This is a genomic window from Ruegeria sp. AB6 (assembly GCF_056542685.1).
In genome coordinates this window covers 298,299-311,772 of the sequence record NZ_JBQGAD010000001.1, presented here as the reverse complement: position 1 = coordinate 311,772, position 13,474 = coordinate 298,299, and the positions used below count along the sequence as shown (strand labels likewise).

17 protein-coding genes are annotated in these 13,474 nt (G+C 58.7%); 7 read left to right on the top strand and 10 right to left on the bottom strand.

The annotated features are described in order from the left end of the window. Nucleotides 1–4: 4 nt before the first annotated feature. From ACR0DB_RS01570 to purB, 5 genes are all read right to left on the bottom strand, one after another. Nucleotides 5–928 carry a lysophospholipid acyltransferase family protein gene (locus ACR0DB_RS01570; RefSeq protein WP_480548424.1) on the bottom strand — a complete coding sequence of 308 codons (924 nt, stop codon included), beginning with the start codon at nucleotides 926–928 and terminating at the stop codon, nucleotides 5–7. Between the two features lie 106 nt (nucleotides 929–1,034). Continuing rightward, nucleotides 1,035–2,099 (bottom strand): flagellar motor switch protein FliG, encoded by a 1,065-nt coding sequence (locus ACR0DB_RS01565; protein ID WP_480549086.1) that lies wholly within the window; start codon nucleotides 2,097–2,099, stop codon nucleotides 1,035–1,037. A gap of 95 nt (nucleotides 2,100–2,194) precedes the next feature. Next, complete coding sequence (locus tag ACR0DB_RS01560; RefSeq protein WP_170788838.1) at nucleotides 2,195–2,737, bottom strand: tetratricopeptide repeat protein; 543 nt, start codon at nucleotides 2,735–2,737, stop codon at nucleotides 2,195–2,197. A 103-nt stretch (nucleotides 2,738–2,840) separates the two neighbouring features. After that, entirely contained in the window at nucleotides 2,841–2,993 is a 153-nt protein-coding gene (locus ACR0DB_RS01555) for an adenylosuccinate lyase (RefSeq protein WP_170788837.1), read from the bottom strand. A 115-nt stretch (nucleotides 2,994–3,108) separates the two neighbouring features. Continuing rightward, on the bottom strand, nucleotides 3,109–4,416 hold the full coding sequence (gene purB / locus ACR0DB_RS01550; protein WP_480548422.1) for an adenylosuccinate lyase: 1,308 nt from the start codon (nucleotides 4,414–4,416) through the stop codon (nucleotides 3,109–3,111). An 89-nt stretch (nucleotides 4,417–4,505) separates the two neighbouring features. On the opposite strand from purB, the gene ACR0DB_RS01545 reads away from it, so the two are divergent. From ACR0DB_RS01545 to ACR0DB_RS01525, 5 genes are all read left to right on the top strand, one after another. Further along, nucleotides 4,506–4,838, top strand: coding sequence for a hypothetical protein (locus tag ACR0DB_RS01545; protein WP_480548420.1), 333 nt, complete (start codon nucleotides 4,506–4,508; stop codon nucleotides 4,836–4,838). Further along, the gene (locus ACR0DB_RS01540) at nucleotides 4,835–5,257 is read left to right on the top strand and encodes a DUF6314 family protein (protein ID WP_480548418.1); all 423 of its coding nucleotides are present in this window, start codon (nucleotides 4,835–4,837) and stop codon (nucleotides 5,255–5,257) included. The genes ACR0DB_RS01545 and ACR0DB_RS01540 overlap by 4 nt, the downstream gene beginning before the upstream one ends. A gap of 77 nt (nucleotides 5,258–5,334) precedes the next feature. After that, nucleotides 5,335–5,922: a biotin transporter BioY gene (locus tag ACR0DB_RS01535; RefSeq protein WP_170770450.1), complete on the top strand. Its 588-nt coding sequence runs from the start codon at nucleotides 5,335–5,337 to the stop codon at nucleotides 5,920–5,922. Nucleotides 5,923–6,055: 133 nt separating this feature from the next. Then, nucleotides 6,056–6,604, top strand: a complete 549-nt coding sequence (locus tag ACR0DB_RS01530) for a hypothetical protein (protein WP_480548416.1) — start codon at nucleotides 6,056–6,058, stop codon at nucleotides 6,602–6,604. 11 nt (nucleotides 6,605–6,615) lie between these two features. Continuing rightward, nucleotides 6,616–6,939: a hypothetical protein gene (locus tag ACR0DB_RS01525; RefSeq protein WP_480548414.1), complete on the top strand. Its 324-nt coding sequence runs from the start codon at nucleotides 6,616–6,618 to the stop codon at nucleotides 6,937–6,939. Between the two features lie 6 nt (nucleotides 6,940–6,945). Here the strand turns inward: ACR0DB_RS01525 and ACR0DB_RS01520 are convergent, their stop codons facing one another. Continuing rightward, the gene (locus tag ACR0DB_RS01520; RefSeq protein ID WP_170770456.1) at nucleotides 6,946–8,160 is read right to left on the bottom strand and encodes a bifunctional alpha/beta hydrolase/OsmC family protein; all 1,215 of its coding nucleotides are present in this window, start codon (nucleotides 8,158–8,160) and stop codon (nucleotides 6,946–6,948) included. A 241-nt stretch (nucleotides 8,161–8,401) separates the two neighbouring features. On the opposite strand from ACR0DB_RS01520, the gene ACR0DB_RS01515 reads away from it, so the two are divergent. Continuing rightward, nucleotides 8,402–8,575: a hypothetical protein gene (locus tag ACR0DB_RS01515; protein WP_480548412.1), complete on the top strand. Its 174-nt coding sequence runs from the start codon at nucleotides 8,402–8,404 to the stop codon at nucleotides 8,573–8,575. Between the two features lie 5 nt (nucleotides 8,576–8,580). On the opposite strand, the gene dddP is transcribed toward ACR0DB_RS01515, so the two are convergent. Beyond that, entirely contained in the window at nucleotides 8,581–9,924 is a 1,344-nt protein-coding gene (gene dddP / locus ACR0DB_RS01510; protein ID WP_480548410.1) for a dimethylsulfonioproprionate lyase DddP, read from the bottom strand. Between the two features lie 123 nt (nucleotides 9,925–10,047). Here dddP and ACR0DB_RS01505 point away from each other — a divergent pair, with 123 nt between their 5' ends. Beyond that, on the top strand, nucleotides 10,048–10,788 hold the full coding sequence (locus ACR0DB_RS01505; RefSeq protein ID WP_480548408.1) for a heme-dependent oxidative N-demethylase family protein: 741 nt from the start codon (nucleotides 10,048–10,050) through the stop codon (nucleotides 10,786–10,788). Between the two features lie 36 nt (nucleotides 10,789–10,824). On the opposite strand, the gene ACR0DB_RS01500 is transcribed toward ACR0DB_RS01505, so the two are convergent. From ACR0DB_RS01500 to ACR0DB_RS01490, 3 genes are all read right to left on the bottom strand, one after another. Further along, nucleotides 10,825–11,745: a hypothetical protein gene (locus ACR0DB_RS01500; RefSeq protein WP_331252086.1), complete on the bottom strand. Its 921-nt coding sequence runs from the start codon at nucleotides 11,743–11,745 to the stop codon at nucleotides 10,825–10,827. 198 nt (nucleotides 11,746–11,943) lie between these two features. Next, nucleotides 11,944–12,732 (bottom strand): lytic murein transglycosylase, encoded by a 789-nt coding sequence (locus tag ACR0DB_RS01495; RefSeq protein WP_170770463.1) that lies wholly within the window; start codon nucleotides 12,730–12,732, stop codon nucleotides 11,944–11,946. A gap of 70 nt (nucleotides 12,733–12,802) precedes the next feature. Next, nucleotides 12,803–13,432, bottom strand: coding sequence for an MSMEG_1061 family FMN-dependent PPOX-type flavoprotein (locus ACR0DB_RS01490; protein ID WP_480548406.1), 630 nt, complete (start codon nucleotides 13,430–13,432; stop codon nucleotides 12,803–12,805). Between the last annotated feature and the right edge of the window lie 42 nt (nucleotides 13,433–13,474).

Genomic DNA, 13,474 nt, shown 5'->3' with positions numbered 1-13,474 from the left:
CCCGTTAAACCATGTCTTCCGGCTGAACACCCAACCCATTCCAGGCTTTCCAGCGGCGGTGAATCCAGAACCACTGGCCCATATTCTTGCGCACCATCGCCTCAAGATCGTCATTGGTGAACTGGGTCATGGTTTTGGGGTCGGTATGAGGGACGGGGTCGTGCAGGACGATCTCAAAGTCGATACCGTTGGGCTGGCGCACGGCATAGCACGGGATCAGCACCGCCTTGTACTTCATCGCAAGCTCGGCATTCAGAACCGAGGTCACGGCGGGTTTGCCGAAATAGGTCAGCTCTTCGCCGCCATGGGCATGCAGGTCCGATACGATGGCGATGATCCCACCCTTTTTCAGGGCGCGCACCATCTCAACCATGCCGCGGCGGCCCTGTTCAAACATCGGCGCGCCGGTTTTGTAAAAGGCGTCGACATACATGTCGTTGAAATAGGGGTTTGCCATCCGGCGATAGAGACAACCGATCGGTTCGCCGCTGCGTTCCTGTAGCGCGATGCGCGCCGCTAGGTAGTGGCCGAAATGGGCGGTGATCATCATCACCGGCTTGCCCTCGGCCACGGCGGCGTCAAACGCGGCGATACCAGGACCCGAGACCTTTGCGTGGCGCTGTCGATCCGTAAACCCTTCGGGCGAGAAATGTTCCATAATCGCGCGGCCAGCATTGTCGGGGACGGCCTGGCAGATGCGATTGACTTCATCCTCGGGCAGGTCGGGGCAGGTCAGCTTCAGGTTGTCGCGCACGCGTTTCGAAAACCCCACCACTGGTGCAAGCATGCGGACCAATGCGCCCATTGTCGCAATGCGGCGCTCGTAGGGCAGCAGGCGCATCGCGCCAATCAACCCTCTGAGGAACAGGCCGGTCACGTAATATTTGCCAAGCTCAATCCGGCTGAGTTCTGACTTTTCTACGGGCATCTGTGGCTCTCGGCGGCTATTGCGGGCGTTGCCGGGCCAGACATACAACCCCGACCGAGTGACCACAAGCGTTCTGAATGGGTTACAAGGGCACGGAGGCGTCTCGTTATTCCTTGGCCTCTTCTTCGACAAGGGTTATCGCGCCGCCATCCACCAGATCGCGGATTGCGCCAACGATCTGGGTCATGGCCTCTTCCGCCTCAGCTTGTTTGACCTTGCCGCGTTCGGTCATTTCCTCGTGCAGATTGTCGGCCATGCGCGAGGACATGTTGGTCAGAAGAAATTCAACCGTTGCCTTGTCATCCTCGGTCTCGGCACCGGCGAGCGCCGTGACCAGAACCGGTTGATCCACGCCCCGAAGGATAGCGGGTACGTCGCGCGGCAGGATGCGCGTTGGGACATGGGCGAATGTAAAGATGGACCGGCGTACGACACTGGCGAAGTCCGAATCCTCCTCATCCAGAGCGCTAAGCAACCCGTCGCGGGTCGAGGCGGCGGATTGGTTGAGGATGGCCCCCACGCGCGCACCGGGGCCATCTGTGAATGCCATGGTCGGGCGTTGATCCAGTTGCGCGGCCAGCGACCATCCGATCCGGTCTACTGCCTCGGGTGTGACGTTGGCGGTTTTCGACACCGCATAGGTGATCCGTCGCGCCACAGGGCCGGGCAGGTGGCCCAATAGCTGCGCGGCCTTCGCGGTTTCCAGCTTCGAAAGCATCACTGCCGCGACCTCGATACTTTCGGCCTGCGCCATGTCGGCCAGATCCTCGGTCGGGACTTCGCGCAGGCGCTGCCAGGGATCGCCGACTTGACGCACCCCTGCGACTTTGCGCAGCCGCGCGGCGGTGGCCGGAGCGATTTTGCCGTTCACAGCATCCAGCGCACCCGCAAGTCCGTGCGGAAAGGAAAGCCCGACACTGTCCAGCGCTTCGGCAAATTCAGCGGCCACAGCGTCCAGCGTCACCCGGTCCACCAGACCCATCTGCCCCAGTTGGTGGGTCAGCTTTTCCTGCAAGTCATCGGGAAGATCCTCAAGCGGGATATCCGCGCCGTCATTTAACAAAAGCCGTACGACCACTGCCGCCTTTTGTCGATTGCTCAGCGCGCGTGGAACCACGCGCGGCGCTTCTTGTTCTTTGTCGGCAATGGGGGCCGAAGCCCCCGGCGCCATTTGTACCAATGTGTGTGAGTCCTGCATCTGCCTGCGGTGCCATCATTCTGATCCACGGGCAGAATAGGGAGACTCGGGTAAAAAAAACCTGAAGCTTAGTAGTTGAAGGTCAGCCCCGTGCGGATTGCCTCGCGCAGAGACGCCTCGGCCCAGGTGCCTTCACCACCGCGCGCCTTGATCTCGCGCCATTGCTCGATGGCCAGATCGGTGCGACCTTCGGCGACATAGCCTTGTGCCATGTACGAGCGCGCCAGAATATTGTCGGGATTGACCCTGATAGCGTCCTGATAGAACAGATTGGCCTGTTCCAGATCGCCCAGCTTTCGGAAGGTAAAGCCCCAATAGGTCAGAACACGGTCATCATCCTGATCCATGATCCGAAGGACGTCCTGCGCGTTTTCCAACTGCCCGTCATAGGCAAGCTCACGCACCGCGCCATAAAGTTCGTCCTGAGTGAAATTTGTTTTGTTCGGTTTCACACAGCGCCCGGCGTCCTTGTCATAGACCCGACCGAACAGACACTTCTTGGTCGTGTTCGTCGGTTTAGGCGGGCTGCTGTCCCCACCGCCAGCGGCGTGGGCAACTGGGGCGAAAGCGAATGCCTGCAGGGCAATTGCTGAGGCTAGTACTAGGCGCATTTTCCTACTCCGTTCTCTGGGCTGCTCTGATCAAGCATAGCGCGATCCGATAAAAGACGAACAATCGGCGGCTCGCTTTTATTCACGAGTAGGAAATATTTTCTTAGCTGTTCACGGTTTTGGTACAGCTCTGGGTCTCATAGTCCCATTGGGTGCCCGGCGCGCAGGATTGCGTTTGCTTGGAATGTCCGCTGCAGGCCATCGCGATCGAGGCAGAGCAGGTCAGAGCCAATGCGCATAGAAGAGTACGGGTCATGGTGGGTCTCCTGTTCGGAACAACGACCCCATCATATCCGAATTTGAGCAACCTGACAAAAAGACAAGGCCCGAATCCGCCTATACGGTCCGGGCCTTGTTTAGTGTGTTAGGCTTTATTCCTCGCCAAACACGCGCGCGAAAATCGTGTCTACGTGCTTGGTGTGATAGCCAAGGTCGAATTTCTCTTCGATCTCCGCGGGGCTGAGGGCGGCGGTGACATCGGCATCGGCCAGAAGTTCTTCTTTGAAATCAGTGCGGTGTTCCCAAACCTTCAACGCGTTTCGCTGAACCATGGCATAGGCGTCTTCGCGGCTGACACCTGCTTGGGTTAGGGCCAGCAGAACCCGTTGGCTCATGACCAGACCGGGGAATTTGTTCATGTTCTCCAGCATGTTTTCAGGGAAGATCAGCATCTTGTCGATCACACCTGTTAGACGGGCCAGCGCAAAGTCCAACGTGATCGTGGCGTCCGGCCCGATCATGCGTTCCACCGAGGAATGCGAGATATCGCGTTCGTGCCAAAGTGCCACATTCTCCATCGCAGGGATCACCGCCGCACGCACCATACGCGCCAGACCAGTCAGGTTCTCGGTCAGCACCGGGTTTTTCTTGTGCGGCATAGCTGACGAGCCCTTTTGACCCATCGAGAAGAACTCGGCCCCTTCCAGAACCTCGGTCCGCTGCATATGGCGGATTTCGATAGCGATATTTTCGATGCTGCTGGCGATCACGCCCAATGTGGCAAAGAAGGCCGCGTGACGGTCGCGGGGGATGACTTGCGTGCTTATCGGTTCCGGCACCAGACCAAGCTTGTCGCAGACATGCTCTTCAACCGCGGGATCGACATTGGCAAAGGTGCCGACCGCGCCGCTGATCGCACCGGTTGCAATCTCGGCTCGCGCGTCACGCATGCGAGACAGATTACGGTCCATCTCGGCGTAGAAACGCGCAAAGGTAAGACCCATGGTTGTGGGCTCGGCGTGGATGCCGTGGCTGCGGCCGATGCGGACGGTATCCTTGTGTTCGATCGCTCGGCGTTTCAGGGCGGCCAGCAGACCTTCGAGATCAGCGATCAGCAGGTCGGCAGCGCGGGTCAATTGTACGTTAAGGCAGGTGTCCAGCACGTCGGAACTGGTCATGCCCTGATGGACAAATCGCGCCTCTTCACTGCCGACATGTTCGGCCAGGTGGGTCAGAAAGGCGATGACGTCATGTTTGGTGACGGCTTCGATCTCGTCAATCCGCGCCACGTCGAACTCAACGTCCTTGGCCTTCCACACGGCCTCGGCGTTTTCGCGTGGTATTACGCTTAGATCGGCCATAGCGTCACAGGCATGGGCTTCGATCTCGTACCAGATGCGGAACTTGCTTTCGGGCGACCAGATGGCAACCATCTCGGGGCGGGAATAACGTGGAATCATTGGCAGCAGCACCTTATTGTGATTTGGCAGGAGGCGTTGCGGCGCGGTTTAAACCCGACCCGCCACGGGAACAAGATGCGAGTGCGCAGATGAGACGGTTTGCCCTGATTTTAGGCCTTTGGCCCGATATTTCGGCCGCGACAGAGTTTTGGCCACTGACCGGGAATGAAATCGTGTCGGCCTTGACCGGGCAGAAACTCAGCTATGGCGAAGGCGTCTGGCAAACCTTCGATGCAAGCGGGGCTACGCAGTATTTCTCGGGGCGACCCAGCAGTGGACGGTGGGCGGTTCGCGGAGACCAGTATTGCTCGACCTGGCCACCATCCGGGCTTTGGGCCTGCTATGACGTTTTGCAAAGCGGGGTAATCATTCGGTTCATCGACGACAGGGGCGGGATCACGGACGGGTATCTGCCGGAATGATCGCTCCGAACAGCCTGTCCGATTTCGAAGGCTGCTGGGGCCTGACGCGCACCATCCGCGACGCAAGGGCGGGGCAGGTGGTGCAGGCGGAGGGGGTGGCGTATCTGCGTCCTGCTGATGACGGTCTGATCTATGACGAAGAAGTGGTTTTGCGCATACCCGGTCAGGCTGAGATGAAAGGCACCCGGCGCTACCTGTGGCGTGCGGACGGCGACGGTGTAGCGGTCTTTTTCGACGACGGGCGGTATTTCCACCGTTTGAATCTGGGGGTTCCGCAGACGTCAGATCACCATGATTGCGCACCTGACAGTTACGACGCAGTCTACGATTTCTCGAATTGGCCGCGATGGAGCGTACGCTGGATCGTCTCGGGGCCCCGAAAATCCTATGAAATGGGCACGGAATACGTGCTACGGTAGCGTAATCACCTTGAAGTGAGCCGCCGGATTGGGCATTGCTGTCGCAGAATTCCGATCCGAATTGGGGAGAAGTGAAGATGAATGCAAATGTACTGGCCAATGCGTTTGGCCCGCGCGAAGGCACGGCGCTGCGTGTTAAGCAAGTGATCCTGGTTGCGCTGGGCATCGTTGCTTTGGCCGTTGCCGCGAAAATCAAAGTGCCGATGTGGCCGGTTCCGATCACCATGGGCACCTTTGCCGTTCTGACCATTGGCACCGCCTATGGCGCGCGTCTGGGTCTGGTGACCATGCTGGGATACCTGCTGATCGGCGCGCTGGGCTTTGATGTGTTCGCCGGTTCGTCGGCCGAGAAATTCGGGCTGACTTACATGATGGGTGGCACAGGTGGCTATCTGGTGGGTTACGTTCTGGCAACCCTGGCTCTGGGTGCTCTGGCCGCGCGCGGCTGGGACCGCTCGGTTGGCAAGCTGGCGCTGGCGCTGGTTCTGGCCAATGTGTTGATCTACGTCCCCGGCCTGCTGTGGCTGGGTCAGCTGTATGGTTGGGATCAGCCGATCCTGGCCTGGGGCCTGACGCCGTTCCTGGTGGGTGATGCGATCAAACTGGCGCTGGCGGCGCTGCTGATCCCTGGCCTGTGGAAACTGGTGGGCGACGCCCGCGCCTGATTTCCCGCTTTTGAGAACGACGAAACCCGCGCCCGGAGCAATCCCGGCGCGGGTTTTTGTTGTGGAATGAGACTGGACAAATCCAGTCATCGCGGGCCACTCTGAGCCAACAGAAACAACAGGTTATTATGATATGTTTTTGCGAATAAGCTCTGCCATTGCGGCGATATGGCTTGGCGCCGCGCCAGTTTTTGCCGATACCCCGGTGACGTATACGGATAATGGACGCGCCTTGTTCAGCTTTTCGGTGCCCGATTTCTGGGCCGTGCGGACAGGTGGCACACGCGAGATTGAGGATACGCAACTGGGAGATCCCCGCGCAGTGGCCCGTGTCATGGGGATACGGCCTGTGACCGACGACAACGTCTGGATCGGTTTTGTCGCACCCGCCGGCGTCGCCTCGATCGACGGAGGATTGCGTTATCTACAGGATGTCGACAAGTTTCTGGTCAAATCCCCAGTGGTTTCGGACACTGTTTCAACGCGTATCGGAGGGCTGCCCGCACAAGTGATCCGGGGCACCGGCACCCGTGAGGGGCGGGGCGTTAACTTCACGGCGACTGTGATCGACCTGCCCAATGACCGCGTCGCCGTGGCCGTGGCCGTTCTGCGTGATGGGGCCGATCCGGCCTATGTGGATGATCTGAACGCGGTATTCGCCTCGTTCCGGGCTGCTCGGTGAGGAGGGGGAAGATGACCAGAAAACTGATCAAACGCACCTGTCTTGCCCTGATTCTGGGCGCAGCCAGTTTTACCCTGTCCGCCTGTGATGGGGTCACTGTCGGGGTCGGATACGGATATGATCCGTTTTACGACTCGCTTCTGTGGAACGACTATTACCACGACGTAGATGTGGACATCGACGTAGATCGCCCGGTTCGCCCGAAGCCGCCGAACGGGAAACCGCCTGCACGGCCCAAGCCACCGATCGCCAAACCGCCCGCGCGACCCCGGCCACCTGTGGCTCGGCCCCCGACAGCACGGCCGCCGATCCATCGACCGGCACCGCGACGGTAAGGGGCGTCAGGTCAGCAATTCGGTTGTAATTTCCGCCGAACCCTCAAGTGTCCTGTGAACAGGGCACTTGTCGGCAATCTCCAACAACCTGGCGCGCTGTTCGTCGTCCAGAGGACCTTCGAGCCGGATCTTGCGCCGGAACAGATCAACCTTTCCGTCGCCGACTAGCCCCGCATCCTGCCCGTGGACCTTGTTGTGGCAGACATCGACAACAATGCCCGTCAACGGCCAGCGTTTGCGACGCGCATACATGCGAATTGTCATCGAGGTGCAGGCCCCCAATCCGGAAGACACGAAACCGTAAGGCGACATGCCTCGGTCGGTGCCGCCATACGAGGCAGGCTCGTCCGCGACCGCATGGTGACGGGGGCCGGATTGAATGTCCTGCAAGAAACCGCTGGGGTCGGCCTCGGTCACGCGCACAATGCCTTCGGGGGCGCCGGGCGGTGGGGCTGGTGGGGACAGGGTTATGTAGCGTGTCACCCAGGCCGCAATCACATCGGCCGCATATTCAGCGTCACAGGCCCGCGTGATCAGGTGGTCGGCATCATCCAGAGTAACAAAGCTTTTGGGGTGCTTGGCGGCCATAAAGATGGCGCTGGCGTTGTCGACGCTCACGGTCTCATCCAAGGGGGCGTGCAGGATCAGCAGCGCGGCTTTCAGCTCTTTGATGGCGGGGGTCAGTTCGGTTTCCGATATGTCGTCGACAAAGGCCTTACCAATCCGGAAAGGACGCCCGCCCAGCGTCACTTCAGCCGAGCCTTCCTGCTCGATCTCGGGCAGAGCGGCCTGGAAATGGTGCGAGACATGGCCCGGATCGGCAGGTGCGCCCAACGTGACCACCGCTTTGACGCTGGGAATGCCAGCGCGGGCGCGCAGAACAGCAGCCCCGCCCAGCGAGTGCCCAATCAGCAATGAAGGTGCCATGTCGCGCCCGGCAAGATAGTGAGAGGCGGCAATCAGGTCTTCGACATTGGAAGTGAAAGTGGTGTTGGCGAACTCGCCTTCAGAGTGACCCAGACCAGTGAAGTCAAAACGCAGAACGGCAATACCCATTCCAGCCAGACGCGCAGCGATGCGACGGGCGGCAGGAATGTCCTTGGAGCAGGTAAAACAATGGGCAAACAACGCTGTGGCCAGAACCGGCCCGTCGGGCAGGTCAAGGCGCGCAGCAAGTTGGTTGCCGTCGTGACCGGCAAAGGTAATGCGTTCGGTGGGCATGGCAGTTCCTTACGTCGCAAGTTAGCGCCAATACTGTGGGCTTCTACCGGGTCGCTCAACCCATATGTAACGCGCGTCACGGGAAGGTGAGGACAGATCGGTCATCCAGTGCAGGATGCGGAACGTAGGTTCCAATTATCATCAAATTATGTGATGTGGTATCAAAATAATATTCGTTTTAAAAATATGTTTGGAACCTCCACATTGACGTTGTCCACGTCACACAATCCCGGAGGCCATGATGGCACATATTTCTTGCGCACCACGCAGCACCGCGTTGCGCCCCGATCTTCTGATCATTCTTGCCCTGACGGCGCTGCTTAGCTTTGCGGCGGGTCACAACTGGCCCGAGGCCGCGCCGGTCGCGGTCCCAACCGCCGAAGACTGGCACGGCAATGTCAAACGCTCAACCTAGCCTGACTAGGCCAGACCCATCAGCTGGGGGTCGAACGGATAGGTTGTCAGGTTCTCATACCCGTCTTCGGTGATCAGAACCTGATCCTCCAGCTTGATGGAAAAGTCACCGCCCACTTCGCCCACGGCGGCCTCGACACACAGGACCATGCCGGGCTCCAAGGCATAGTCGTAAGCGCCCGCAACCGCCTTGTCCGGGTAGGCCACCAACGGCCATTCATCGCACAGGCCGACACCGTGCATCAGGCAACCGTATTTCTGCGCCTGAAACTTGTCGTCCAGTTTGTGGGAGTTGGCTGTCAGCTCGGGGATCATGACGCCGGGTTTCAGCATCTCCATGTTGGTCATGATATGCTCATGCGCGTGCTGCATGGCATAGATCATGTCCGGGCGGGGTTTCTGATCTCCGATCCACCATGTGCGTGAGATATCAATACATATTCCGTAAGAACCGATCAGGTCGGTATCAAAGGCGATGATCTCATTTTGTTGCGTGATCCGCGGTCCACATTCCTGAAACCACGGGTTCGTGCGTTGCCCCGAGGCAAGCAGGCGGGTTTCAATCCATTCACCGCCGCGTCGGATGTTTTCAGCGTGCAGAACTGCCCAGATGTCATCCTCGGATGTCTTGCCGTCGCCGACATTGGCGCGCGCAAATTGCTCCATCGCGCCAACAGCGGTCTCGCAGGCATGATGGGCGCAGCGCATGGCCAGAATCTCGTCCGGGCCCTTGATCGCGCGGGTCTTTTCAGTGAGTTCTTCGCCCTCCATGATCTCGAACCCCTGCGCCTCGAGCGCGCGCAGCCCATGTAGCATGATCTTGTCCACGGCCAAGCGCTTGTTGCCGCCGCTATGCTCCTCGATCAGCACTCGCACCTCATTCGAGAACACATCAGCCGCCACATCCACCTTGTCTCCCCGGTCGAAATAGAACAGGTCGGCGCCCGAACGCTGTTCGCGCACCAGCGGGTTGAAGGTCGAAAGGAAGGGCGAGTTCTTATAGTCCCAGATTACCATGTACCCATCGGCGCACAATAGTACGGCGCGAAACGGGTTGTGGGTGTTCCAAAGCTGCATGTTGGTGCTGTCGGTGGCATAGCGGATGTTCAGCGGGTCGAACATCAGCACCCCGCCATAGCCGCGATCCACGACCGCTTGCGTCAGGCGTTTCCAGCGATACTCGCGCATGTTGGCAAGGTTGGGCAGGGTCAACCCGGCGGCCTCCCACTCGGAAAAGGCTAGTTGGGTGGGACCGATCTCGATCCGGTCCAATGCGTTCGGGGTGCCATCACCAAGGGTCGCGCCTTTGGTGGGGTCGATTTTGCGGCCGTCGCGGTAATGTGTGTTCATGGATGCCCTCTCTGCCTGTTTTTTCAGCGTGGAGAATCATTGCCGCGCAGTCTCGATAAATTGCGACGGTCGGATCGTCGCTTTTTGACCGACAGCTCTGCGTTGCAGTGATAGATCAGCCTTATGACGATTTTTCAGACCGCAATTCCCTACAACCCGCTAGATCAACGCCCACTGCCGGGTATCCAGCCCGACAGTATGGAGACATGGCTGCACCGGGATGATGCCTTTGCGGCGCAGATGCAGCACCGAGAAGCTTTGTTGCGCGACCGCCGGGCGGATGTTCTGGCGCTGGACCCAAGCGCTGAACCGGCGGCGCAGGAGCTTCTGGATCTTGTGCTGCACCACGCCTATCCGGGGTGCTCCGACCATGTCACCCGACCCGATGGGCAAGAGGTGATCATCGATCGAGCCCAGCCGATGGAGACCCTATGCAAGCTGGTGCAGGAGGATATCTGTATCTTGCAAAAGCACGGCGAAGAACATGTTCTGACCGGGGCCGTCTTGTGTTTTCCGGCCAGTTGGCGCCTGTCCGAGAAGTTCATGCGCCCGCTGATCGACATCCATGTGCCGGTCGACAGCTATGACGATGACATCGCCCGCCGTGTCCAGCGCTTGTTCGACGGGATACGGCCGGGTCGGCCGCTCTGGCGGTTCAACGCGCTGTGGTACGATGATGCCGAATTGCACCAACCCCGAAGCGCGCAGGAACCGCGTCACATCAAAGTCCCCGGAACCGCGCCATATCTGCGCAGCGAAAAACAAACACTGTTGCGGCTGCCGCAGACGCAGGCGGTGGTATTTACAATCCATACCTACGTGCTGAAAGCGGACAGCTTGCCAAATATAGAAAACCCCGCCTGATGGCGGGGCCTCCTAGGAGGGTCTTAGGTTCGTGAATTACATGCCCAAAACGTTGGCAACACCTGCGAAAGCCCCGCTTGTGCTGAGAGCGGAGATCGCTACCGAATAGGCAAGCACCTGAGTGTTCAGGCGAAAATCTTCGCCCCGGATCAGGTTCACAGCGGCCATAGAGGCCGCGATCGGAACAGACACACTGGCCACGGCACCGGTCAATCCCCAACTGGTCAGTCGCAGGATATCACTGGGCTGTTCGTCGTGGTCGAGGGGGTGCGTGTCGTCCCGATCCAAAGGCTGCTCGATAGGTTCTGTCCGAAAAGCGATGCTGAGCAACTGCTCATCCGACAACTGGATCGGCCGGGCTGCCGGGGGCGGCGCCTTTTTTTGTGGCTCGTCCAGTGGGTCTTCCTCAATAGTGTCCAGTTCCGCGAACGGGCCTGAGACTGCCTCGAAAATCTGTTTTCTATTTCGCTTCTTTTTTTTAACAGGGGGCAGAGTGTCAAACGCACTCATGAATTGTTCGATGGTCAGCACGGTGTTGGGGGTCAGCCATTCAACCCGCTGCGTGGCGCAGATGTCGACCATGCGATACAGGACAACCACCAGCATCAGCTCGGAAATCTCGCGGTCGTCCAGAAGCGGTGAGACCGGCGTGATCGTAATGGTCAGCCGGTTTTTCGGCAACGTCACCACGGGCCGTTGCAGCGTCTTCAAACCAGCCGAGCGGTTCATGCGCTCAAACCGGTCTTCAGCCACAGGCACCTGTGTGTCCAGCGTCAGACGCACCAGATATTGATTGCAGACGATGCTGGCTTCGGTCGCGTCACGAATGCTTTTGCGTTCGACCAGATGCCCGTAATCTTCAAGCGTTGCAGAAACAATGGCGCTGAACCGCTCGATCGCGCCATCGGTTTCGCCGTCAAACTGCAAACCACCATGATAGCTGTTCTTCGGAGTCACTGCGCATTCCTTTGTCGCATCCTGTTTGGACTCCAGTCTAGTGAGAGAAATGGGGCAGATTTGGGCGAAAATGGAAAAAAATCACAAATTGCAAAGATTGATTACGGTCTGGAAACCTAGGCAATTTAAGGGCCATTAAATGTCTGTGGCAGGAATGTGGCTGAAATAAGGAGGCGCGTGCTGAGATTGTGGCCAGCCTTAGCCGTCGATTCGCGCGGCCATGATGGCGATGGATTGCTGGTACACGGTGGCAGCATTCCATTGCTGAATGACGGCAAAGTTTGGCTGCCCTTGCTGGTAGCCGCGCCCCGGTTTCCAACCCTTTTTGCGAAGAAAATTCGCGGTCGAGGCCAACGCGTCGGTCATGTTGTAGAAATCCACTTTGCCGTCCCCCGTGGCATCGACCCCATAGTTCAGTGCGTTGCCGGGCAGGAACTGCGTGTGCCCCAATTCGCCATGTTTCGCCCCCCGTGTCGCGGTCGTAATGCTGCCTTGATCCACCAGTTTCAGTGCGCCGATCGCATGGGGAATGAAGAATTCCGACCGGCGGCAATCATAGGCAAGGGTGGTGATTGCCGAAACAACCTGACTGTCGCCCATAAAGCCGCCAAAGCCGGTTTCCATGCCGTGAATGGCGATCAGAACACCTGCTGGAACGCCATATTGCCGCTCGAGCGCCGCGTAGAATTGCGGGTTTCGCGCCTTGCGCTTGCGTCCCTGCGCGACAATCGTGTCGGCGCCGCGAACCTGCATGAATTTGTCCAGCGAATATTTGAAACTCTTCTGGTTGCGATCGGCTGCAATAGTGCGTGTTGCATAGGTCGTCTGGGCGAGTGCCTGGAGGCCTTTCTTCTTTACACCCGCGCGTTTGGCTTGTTTCGCGAAGTCCTTTTTCCACGCCTCAAAATCGGCGCTTGTGTCACCGCAGGGGGCAGCAATCGCAAGAGTTGGAAGGATCAAGGCGAAAAGCAGGGCAAGGCGAAACATGGTGAAAAACCTGATGGACTGAAAAGAACAATTCCCATCTTACGTACCGAGAGCTGTCCCGCAAAGGGGGTCAGTACAGATCCAGTTCTCCGCTTTGCTTGAGGGTTTCGAACCATTTATCCGGAGTTTTGTTGATCCGCGCGTGCTTGACCATCGTGGCGTTCATGTTCGGCAGGTTTGACGAATCTGGCCAATCCTGAGGGTTCCACAGGTTTGCGCGGATCACGCATTTGGGGCAATGGGCAAAGACGGTTTGAACTTTGATCAGCAGCGCCAGCTTGGGCGCGCGACCTTGCACAGCCATGGCGTCCAGCAGCTTTGGATCGGCGCAGATTTGGGCCGTTCCGCGCATGCGCAATGTCTCCATCTTGCCGGGCACGAAGAAAATCAAACTGACGCGTGGGTCTTTCAGGATGTTGTGGAACGTGTCCACGCGTTTGTTGCCAGGACGGTCGGGGATGGCGATCAGGGTGTCCGAGAGCACGTGAACAAAACCGCTTGGGTCTCCGCGCGGTGACACATCCAAATGTCCGTCGGGATTGGCAGAGGCAATGATGCAAAACGGCGAGGCTGCAACAAAGTCGCGGCACATCTGATCCAGAGCGGGCAATTCCTTGGCGATGATCTGGGGCAGAGGCGCGCCGGTTATCTGTTCCAATTCTTCGGCGGCGGTCACGAAATGCGTAAACTCGGTGTCCATGGGATCTCCTCCTTGGCAGGCAGTCTGGAAGATCACCCGAAA

Coding starts and splice junctions, on each gene's coding strand:
- ACR0DB_RS01570 (WP_480548424.1), bottom strand. CDS start 928: ATGCCCGTAGAAAAGTCAGAACTCAGCCGGATTGAGCTTGGCAAATAT.
- ACR0DB_RS01565 (WP_480549086.1), bottom strand. CDS start 2,099: ATGGCGCCGGGGGCTTCGGCCCCCATTGCCGACAAAGAACAAGAAGCG.
- ACR0DB_RS01560 (WP_170788838.1), bottom strand. CDS start 2,737: ATGCGCCTAGTACTAGCCTCAGCAATTGCCCTGCAGGCATTCGCTTTC.
- ACR0DB_RS01555 (WP_170788837.1), bottom strand. CDS start 2,993: ATGACCCGTACTCTTCTATGCGCATTGGCTCTGACCTGCTCTGCCTCG.
- purB (WP_480548422.1), bottom strand. CDS start 4,416: ATGATTCCACGTTATTCCCGCCCCGAGATGGTTGCCATCTGGTCGCCC.
- ACR0DB_RS01545 (WP_480548420.1), top strand. CDS start 4,506: ATGAGACGGTTTGCCCTGATTTTAGGCCTTTGGCCCGATATTTCGGCC.
- ACR0DB_RS01540 (WP_480548418.1), top strand. CDS start 4,835: ATGATCGCTCCGAACAGCCTGTCCGATTTCGAAGGCTGCTGGGGCCTG.
- ACR0DB_RS01535 (WP_170770450.1), top strand. CDS start 5,335: ATGAATGCAAATGTACTGGCCAATGCGTTTGGCCCGCGCGAAGGCACG.
- ACR0DB_RS01530 (WP_480548416.1), top strand. CDS start 6,056: ATGTTTTTGCGAATAAGCTCTGCCATTGCGGCGATATGGCTTGGCGCC.
- ACR0DB_RS01525 (WP_480548414.1), top strand. CDS start 6,616: ATGACCAGAAAACTGATCAAACGCACCTGTCTTGCCCTGATTCTGGGC.
- ACR0DB_RS01520 (WP_170770456.1), bottom strand. CDS start 8,160: ATGCCCACCGAACGCATTACCTTTGCCGGTCACGACGGCAACCAACTT.
- ACR0DB_RS01515 (WP_480548412.1), top strand. CDS start 8,402: ATGGCACATATTTCTTGCGCACCACGCAGCACCGCGTTGCGCCCCGAT.
- dddP (WP_480548410.1), bottom strand. CDS start 9,924: ATGAACACACATTACCGCGACGGCCGCAAAATCGACCCCACCAAAGGC.
- ACR0DB_RS01505 (WP_480548408.1), top strand. CDS start 10,048: ATGACGATTTTTCAGACCGCAATTCCCTACAACCCGCTAGATCAACGC.
- ACR0DB_RS01495 (WP_170770463.1), bottom strand. CDS start 12,732: ATGTTTCGCCTTGCCCTGCTTTTCGCCTTGATCCTTCCAACTCTTGCG.
- ACR0DB_RS01490 (WP_480548406.1), bottom strand. CDS start 13,432: ATGGACACCGAGTTTACGCATTTCGTGACCGCCGCCGAAGAATTGGAA.